Below are 8,249 nucleotides of genomic sequence, written 5' to 3'. Positions count from 1 at the left end.
TTCGCTTTAACGTTTTGCAGATCGGATTTAACAACACTTTCTCCGCGGGGATCAGCTTTGATCCCCTGTTCAATCACAAACTTAAAAAAATCTCCAAGTTTCAACTTCATAGTTGATAAAACAACTCCTCAATTTACTAATATTTAGTGATATATATCCTAAATACTTACCGTGTACCCTGTGGCCCCATACTGCCACTACCTGAAGTACTTCCCCCTGTCCCTGTAGTTCCAAACGCTGGACGACGGAAAAATTTACGCGGACGGCGTTTCTTACGGTCCGTACTTTGATTACGCTGCATTTTCATTATCTTCCGTTGCAGTTTGCGTACTGCTTCATTCATTCTCTGCTTCTTTTTTTCGCTTGGAGTCACATGATATTCGCGTTTACGTATCTCCTGCAATATCCCGCTGCGTTCGCACTGGCGTTTAAATCTACGCAACGCTTCATCAATTGTCTCTCCTTCACGCAGTTCTACATACACCATAAAATTAAAAATTCACCCCTTCCTTAACTCAGTTTTGTTTTTTTGTTTTGTTATTCTATAAAAAAGATTACTTTAATCTCATACCTACCCTGGCGGCCAGGAAAGTTTACGCCCGCCAAGTATGTGAAAATGTACATGTCCCACTGCCTGTCCCGCATCTTTCCCGCAATTAATCACAACTCTATAACCATTATTCTCAAGCTTCTTCTCTTTCACAACCTTTTTTATCACCTCAAATATTTTCAAAATCCATCCGGCATCAGTATATTCATCAACCACGTTCAAGGACTCTATATGCTTTTTTGGGATTACCAACATATGCACCGGTGCTTGAGGATTTACATCATTGAAAACAACAATTTCGTTGTCTTCATAAACAATCCCTGCAGGTATCTCTTTATCCGCTATCTTACAAAAAATGCATTTATCCATAATTTCGAATATTTGTATATTAATAGACAAAAAACACAATAATTACAAGTATTTTCTTTAAAAAAATACTAAATCCGCGCTATAGCCCGCCCTTTTTCTATTTTCACAATTATCGCGGAGCAGAGTGTATTAACACTATCAGTATCCACAAAAACCTCAATATAGTTACCTGAATAGCCAAATATATACCCATTCCCTGCACTACGTTTGTTCTCTAACAACACTTCAACCCTGGTTCCAACAAACTTCTCGGCAAACTTCTGCCTTAATTCAAGATCAAGTTGCAGCAGCACCTTGCTCCTACGTTTTTTTTCTTTATTATCAACACAATCCTTCATTGTCTGATAAGCCAAAGTTCCTTCTCTTGGTGAGTACCGGAAAACGTGTAACCTTGAGAACCCAATCTTCTTTAATACCCTGAATGAATCCTCAAACTTTCCTAAAGTTTCTGCAGGAAATCCTGTGATCACATCGGTAGTAATCCCGCAATCTGGTATTTGCTCACGGACTTTAGCAATTTTCTCAACAAATTCTTCAATAAAATACGGACGGTTCATAGCTTTCAGGACATCATTATGACAGTGCTGCACAGGTATATGTAAATGCCGGCATAGTTTAGTGTTTTTCTTTATCAACCTCAACAATTCATCACTTACTTCTATCAATTCAATTGAACTCAATCTCACACGCTGAATACCATTAACCTGCGTAACTTTGTCAATCAGATTAACCAAACCGCAACTCCCTGACTTATACTTGCCTAAACGTATACCAGTAAGCACAATTTCTTTTACACCGGTATCAACTTTACGTTTTACTTCACTCAATACATCTTCCGTTTTACGGCTTGAAAGTATTGGACGGACATAAGGAACTATGCAATAACTACAAAACTGGTTACACCCATCCTGTACCTTTACATAACTTCTAACATTTGCGAAACCTGCTGAGACCCGTTGTTTTTGAGAAACATCTTCTGCAGAATATTTTTCAATTATATCCCAGAAATCACCGCACTCATTTTTTTTTATAATACGTACCGCCGGGAATTCCGATTGTAAAACCTCAGTTGCACGTTCAGCATAGCAACCAGTAAGTACTACGATTCCCCGCGGATTCACACGGCAGTAACTCCGTATCAACTGCCTGCACTGGCGGTCCGCTTCGGAAGTAACAGTACAACTATTAATAAATAAAATATCAGCTTCACTATTATCATCCGCAATCCAATACCCACCCGGCATTTTGTCAATAACAGATTGAGTTTCTGTTTGATTGACCTTACAACCGAAAGTGTAGAAACGTATAGCTGGCATCTTAATAATACTTAGCAGCAATAACCATCCTCCGGCCAGTACCGAAGGCTTTTGAAGTAACTTTCAAACCAGGTGCTGCTTGACGGCGTTTAAACTCATTTTTATCAACAGTACGTGTCACCCATTTCACTGTATCCTTGTTATAACCGTATGACACAATTTCTTCAGGCGAACAGTTTTCATCTATGTAAAAATACAATATCTGATCCAACACGTTATACGGCGGCAAAGTATCCTGATCAGTTTGATTCGCCCGTAATTCTGCTGACGGTGGTTTTGTGAAAACACTTTTCGGAATAACTCTATTTTTTATATTAATATACTCTGCAAGTCTGTACACCATAGTTTTAGGCACATCGGAAATCACGGCTAAACCCCCGCTCATATCACCGTATAGCGTGCAATATCCAACTGCCAACTCGCTTTTATTACCCGTAGACAATAAAAGGTATCCGTACTTATTGGAGAATGCCATTAATAAATTCCCGCGGATACGCGCTTGCACATTTTCTTCGGTTATATCAGGTTTAGCTCCGCGAAATTGTTTTCTAAACACATTGAGGTATGCATTATAAACTTCAGTAATAGGCACAACTTTAAATTCAATCCCTAACCCTGCAGCAAGTATTTTTGAGTCCTTTACACTTCCTTTTGATGAAAATATCGACGGCATTGTTATACCCAAAACATTTTCTCTCCCAACCGCTTCAACAGCCAGGCACGCAACCACTGTTGAATCTATCCCCCCTGATAACCCAACGGTAATTTTTGAAAACCCGTTTTTATTAACATAATCGCGAATACCTAATACAAGAGCGTTATACAGGAGTTCCATTTCAACATCCCATTTAAGACATAAATCTTCTATTCCATTCGTATCAGTATCAACTACTTTAACAGTTTCCACAAACGCCGGCATCTTAGCCAAAACCTTGCCGTGTTTGCTGATACACAAACTTTGCCCGTCAAAAATCAACTCATCATTCCCGCCCACCTGATTTACATATATTAACGGTGCACGATATTTCAATGCCAGTGCTTTTACAAGGTCATACCTTGTTCTCTCTTTCCCTAGATAGTAAGGCGATGCGGAGATGTTTATCATTAAATCAGGCTTCGATCCTGCAATCTGTCCCACCGGTTTTTCGTTATAATAATTTGTGCCAACACTATTCCCGGCCACATTCAACGTATCTTCACCTACAGATATTCCTATGTTCTTACCTTTAAACACAAATATACTTTTTTTATCCACCGGATAGAAATACCTGGTTTCATCAAACACGTCATATGAGGGAAGGAACGTTTTTGATTGAGAGAACACAATTTTCCCTTGGAACAAAACAATTGCTGAGTTCAACAATCTTGTGTTATCCCCACTTCCAGTACGTACCGGTACACCAACAATAAGTGCAGTATGTTTAAACCCGCCAGTCAGTTGCTCCAGTTGTTTAGTAACCTTTTCCACTTCATCAATCAACCATTTGCGATATAACAAATCCCGCGGAGGAGAACCTATTAAGACAAGTTCAGGGAAAACAACAATATCCACCCCTTGTTTAGCATAGCGTGTATAAACAGCTTTAACTTTCGCGTAATTCCCTTTAATATCTCCAATGCAAGGATTAACTTGCGCAAGCGCTATCTTCATAAAAACTTATCCTTGCCTGTCCTGTGAAACATTGTTGTATCTACCAATAAGATATGACACAATACTCACAGCAACTATCGCAGCAGAGTCACTACGGAAAACGTTAGATCCAAGATTAACAATCTTAACCCCGCAACTCTTCGCTAGTTCAACTTCTTCTTCATCAAATCCGCCTTCAGGGCCAATGAACAACCTAATATCCTCGTGTATTTCATTATCCAACTTTAATGAAGAAATATTATCGCCATACTTTTCATGCATCAACACCGCTCTGTTTTTACACTTGAACCCTTCTTCTTTAAGAACATCCTTAAACAACTTTATCCCGTGTAACTTCATGATGTTACTTCTCCCGCATTGTTTCACCGCAGATAACACAATTTTTTCCCAGCGTAAACGCTTATTCTCAAATTCGTCAGTTAATAATTTAACAACAACATTTTTTGTAATTACCGGCACCAAAACATCTACGCCTAACTCAACCATTTTCTGGAGAATAACTTCCATTTTATCTTTTTTTACGAGTGATGCATATACGATCAGCCTAACATTATTTTCATTTGCACTAGAAGAATCGATCATTCTATTAACCCTCACCATCACCTCATTATTTTGTACTGATTCAACAAAACCGTCCGCCTGCTGATGATGATTATTAAACACTCTTATCGTATCACCGGGTTTATAACGCAGGACAGTAACGATATGCCGTGCATCCGAATCGTGTATCTTTACGATACCACCTTTTGCGAGTTTGTCAACAACATAAAATTGCGGCATTTGATAAGATTATGTCCTGAAAACACGTTTGAAGAAACTTGAATCCTCATCATCTACATTTTCACCTGAATTCTGAGCGAATTCGCGTAATAACTGTTTTTGTTTCTCATTAAGCTTGGTTGGAACTTCAATATCTACTGTAACATACAACATCCCGGTTTCATGAGAATGCAAGTTCGGCGTACCATGCCCGCGCAACCTAAATGTTTTCCCTGGTTGTGTACCGGGCGGTATTTTCATAGTCACCTGACCACTTAATGTTGGAACTAATAATTCGCCTCCCAGCGCAGCCCTCACAAAACTTACTGGTATTTTGATAAACAGATCATCCCCACGCCGCGCAAATATTTTATGTGGTTCTATTCTTACGGTAACATACAAATCACCCGGTGGCCCTCCAAGTTCTCCCGCCTCACCTTTTCCACGCATACGTATACTTGTACCTGTATCTACGCCCCGGGGAACCTTTACCATAATCTTTGTCTGCTCTTTTACTTTACCTCTTCCGGTACACTGCCCGCAAGGCGTATCAATAATTTTGCCCTGCCCGCTGCATTTCGGACATGGTTGGGATACAACAAAAAATCCTTGTGAATATCTTACCTGCCCAGCACCACGGCAGGACTGGCAGGTTTTGGTACCCGTCCCGGGCTTTGCTCCGGAACCGTTACACACGTTGCAAGTGATGGTATGATAAAAACTAACATTTTTTTCTGTACCATTAAACGCTTCTTCCAACGTTATTTTTATCGGAAATTCGATATCATCCCCGCCGCGCGGAGCATACCTGCTGCGTGAAGATCCTCCGCTGAATAAATCACTGAATACATCAGCGAACGTCCCGCTGCCAAAACCCATATCTTCGAATACACTTCCAAAATCCGTATTCCTGAAAATATCTTCCTGGCGGTATCTTTGATCAATCCCCGCATGGCCATAACTATCGTACTGAGCACGCTTTTTTGTGTCAGACAACACTGCATAAGCTTCAGATAATTCTTTAAACTTCTGCCGTGCTTCCTCCTTCTTTTCCTCAGGCGCACGGTCAGGATGATTTTCTACAGCCAACTTCCGGTATGACTGTTCAATTTCCTGTTGTGTAGCAGTTTTCTTTACACCTAATACTTCATAATAATCACGTTTTACTGACAATTGAACTATTTCCCTTCCCTATAACCTAACTATTTACCATCAACAACTTCGCCATCAACAACTTCGCCATCGTTAGGCTTATTCCCTTCACTATTACCGGAACCAGGTTGTTCACCTCCACCGGCTGACGCGTTATTTGTGCTAGCACCGCTCCCGCTGCCGGGCTGCTGCTGTTGCCCTTCCTGCTGTTTTTTCTGCCGTGCTTCATTTGCTTCTTTGTAAATAGCTTCCGCAAGTTTATGCGATGCGGCAGTTAACTCTTCCTTCACTTTCTTAATCTTATCAATATCCCCGGTCTTCAACGCTTCTTTTGCATCATTAATCGTGCGTTCAAGATTAAGTTTTTCATCACCGGATATTTTATCCCCATGATCTTTTAACGACTTTTCTACATTATACACCAAACTGTCGAGTTCATTACGGACTTCAACTTCTTCTTTACGCTTTTTATCCTCATCCGCGAATTTTTCAGACTGTTTTACCATATTCTCGATCTCTTCTTTTGACAACTTCTGCGGTGACGTTATACGTATAGACTGCTGCTTACCAGTCCCGAGATCCTTTGCTGATACACTTAGTATACCGTTTTCATCTATATCAAATGCCACTTCAATCTGAGGAGTGCTTCGCGGCGCAGGAGGAATACCATCCAGATGAAACTTTCCGAGACTTACATTATCTTTTGCCATCGGGCGTTCGCCTTGCAGTACATGCACCTCAACCGACGGCTGATTATCCTGCGCAGTAGTAAATACTTCAGCTTTCTTAGCCGGGATTGTAGTATTACGATCTATAAGTTTAGTGAACACGCCTCCTAGCGTTTCCAGCCCAAGTGATAACGGTGTTACGTCGAGCAATACTATATCCTTAACTTCCCCGCGGATGATACCTGCCTGTAATGACGCGCCTAACGCCACGCATTCCATAGGATCAACCCCGCGTTCAACTTTATGACCAACATAATCCTCAACAAATTTCTGTATAATCGGCATCCGTGTCGGCCCGCCGACAAGGATTATTTTTGTTACATCATTAATTTTTAGTTTAGCATCTGCCACTGCCTGATCCAACGGCTGACGGCAACGGTCAACAATTGACTGTACAATATTTTCTAAGGTCGCACGGGAAAGTTTTAGAGTTAAATGTTTTGGCCCGGACGCATCTGCTGTTATAAAAGGCAGGTTAAGATCTGTCTCAAACACGTTGGATAACTCAATCTTAGCTTTTTCTGCAGCTTCCTTCAACCTCTGCATTGCCATCTTGTCGTTACGAAGATCAATACCATTCTCTTTTTTAAAAGTATCTGCAATATAATTAATCAATGCGGTATCCATATCAGTTCCGCCCAGTTGAGTATCGCCTGAAGTTGACATTACATTGAACCCGCCTTCTTTCCAGAAGTTCATAATGGTAACGTCTAATGTCCCTCCGCCGAGATCGAACACCATAATTTTTTCTTCATGCCCTGCTCGTTCAACTCCGTATGCCAAGCACGCGGCTGTTGGTTCGTTAATAATCCTGGTGACATCCAGCCCGGCAATCGCGCCAGCATCTTTGGTAGCCTGCCGCTGGTTATCATTAAAATATGCGGGAACCGTTATTACAACCTTTTCAACCTTATCAGACAAAAACGCTTCTGCATCAGTTTTAATTTTTTGTAATAAAAACGCGGATAACTGTTGCGGCGTATACTCCTTACCCCATATACTATACTTGAAATCAGTACCCATCTTACGTTTAAACGCAGTAAAGGTTCCTTCAGGATTTGTTACCGCCTGCCGACGTGCAGGTTCTCCGATAATCAACTGCCCTTCTTTTGTGATTGCTACGTATGACGGAAACGCTTTCCCTCCTAACGTAATACCTTCTGCTGCGGGCACTATCGTCGGTTTTCCACCTTCAAGCACCGCAGCCGCAGAATTTGACGTCCCAAGATCTATTCCAATAAATTTACCCATACTTTTCCTTTTCCTCCTATCAACCTAAAACAATTTTATTAAATTCTTTTTTGAATTCATATCAAGGCTCAGTTACTTAGATGACGAATAATGAATATAGATTTTATTCTTTCTCCCCGTTTTTATCACTTTTTGGTTCAGTATTCTCTTCCTTTTTTGAAACTTTAACTTTTGCAGCCCTAATGACCCTACCGTTGATTTTATAACCTTTTTGAAATTCACCAACTACTGTGTTTTCTTCGACAGTATTATCCTTAACCTGTTCCACTGCCTCGTGGCATACAGGATCAAACTTAACACAATCAGTTTCAACAACATCCACGTTGTTGCGTTTAAGCATCGATAATAATTCTTTATGTACAAGTTCTATCCCATCAATAACAGCATTAACTGACTTAGCATTTTTACTACCTGCAATTGCATGTTCCATTATATCCACAAACCCTATAACGTTCAACAACACCTCTTCTTTC

8 protein-coding genes are annotated in these 8,249 nt (G+C 40.5%); all 8 read right to left on the bottom strand.

Going from position 1 to position 8,249, the window contains the following annotated elements; genetic code table 11:
• Positions 1–166 precede the first annotated feature (166 nt).
• On the bottom strand, positions 167–487 hold the full coding sequence (gene rpsU, locus WC955_12435; protein MFA5859861.1) for a 30S ribosomal protein S21: 321 nt from the start codon (positions 485–487) through the stop codon (positions 167–169).
• An 84-nt stretch (positions 488–571) separates the two neighbouring features.
• Positions 572–919, bottom strand: a complete 348-nt coding sequence (locus tag WC955_12430) for a histidine triad nucleotide-binding protein (protein ID MFA5859860.1) — start codon at positions 917–919, stop codon at positions 572–574.
• Positions 920–987: 68 nt separating this feature from the next.
• A complete protein-coding gene (gene mtaB, locus WC955_12425) occupies positions 988–2,256 on the bottom strand; it encodes a tRNA (N(6)-L-threonylcarbamoyladenosine(37)-C(2))-methylthiotransferase MtaB (GenBank protein MFA5859859.1) in 1,269 nt (422 codons plus the stop codon).
• Positions 2,237–3,886 (bottom strand): NAD+ synthase, encoded by a 1,650-nt coding sequence (locus tag WC955_12420; GenBank protein ID MFA5859858.1) that lies wholly within the window; start codon positions 3,884–3,886, stop codon positions 2,237–2,239. The genes mtaB and WC955_12420 overlap by 20 nt, the downstream gene beginning before the upstream one ends.
• A gap of 6 nt (positions 3,887–3,892) precedes the next feature.
• Positions 3,893–4,666: an RsmE family RNA methyltransferase gene (locus WC955_12415; protein ID MFA5859857.1), complete on the bottom strand. Its 774-nt coding sequence runs from the start codon at positions 4,664–4,666 to the stop codon at positions 3,893–3,895.
• A gap of 9 nt (positions 4,667–4,675) precedes the next feature.
• On the bottom strand, positions 4,676–5,818 hold the full coding sequence (gene dnaJ, locus WC955_12410) for a molecular chaperone DnaJ (GenBank protein ID MFA5859856.1): 1,143 nt from the start codon (positions 5,816–5,818) through the stop codon (positions 4,676–4,678).
• Positions 5,819–5,847: 29 nt separating this feature from the next.
• Positions 5,848–7,776 carry a molecular chaperone DnaK gene (gene dnaK, locus WC955_12405; protein MFA5859855.1) on the bottom strand — a complete coding sequence of 643 codons (1,929 nt, stop codon included), beginning with the start codon at positions 7,774–7,776 and terminating at the stop codon, positions 5,848–5,850.
• Between the two features lie 103 nt (positions 7,777–7,879).
• The coding region (locus WC955_12400) for a nucleotide exchange factor GrpE (GenBank protein ID MFA5859854.1) at positions 7,880–8,249 on the bottom strand (370 nt) is incomplete at its 5' end.

Source organism: Elusimicrobiota bacterium (assembly GCA_041658405.1).
GTDB lineage: Bacteria > Elusimicrobiota > UBA5214 > JBBAAG01 > JBBAAG01 > JBBAAG01.
Note: the sequence above shows the minus strand (reverse complement) of the source record. Positions and strands in the feature narration are given on the sequence as shown.

Bases quoted from the DNA above. Each gene is read 5' to 3' on its own strand.
- rpsU (MFA5859861.1), bottom strand. From the start codon at position 487: ATGGTGTATGTAGAACTGCGTGAAGGAGAGACAATTGATGAAGCGTTG.
- WC955_12430 (MFA5859860.1), bottom strand. From the start codon at position 919: ATGGATAAATGCATTTTTTGTAAGATAGCGGATAAAGAGATACCTGCA.
- WC955_12420 (MFA5859858.1), bottom strand. From the start codon at position 3,886: ATGAAGATAGCGCTTGCGCAAGTTAATCCTTGCATTGGAGATATTAAA.
- WC955_12415 (MFA5859857.1), bottom strand. From the start codon at position 4,666: ATGCCGCAATTTTATGTTGTTGACAAACTCGCAAAAGGTGGTATCGTA.
- dnaK (MFA5859855.1), bottom strand. From the start codon at position 7,776: ATGGGTAAATTTATTGGAATAGATCTTGGGACGTCAAATTCTGCGGCT.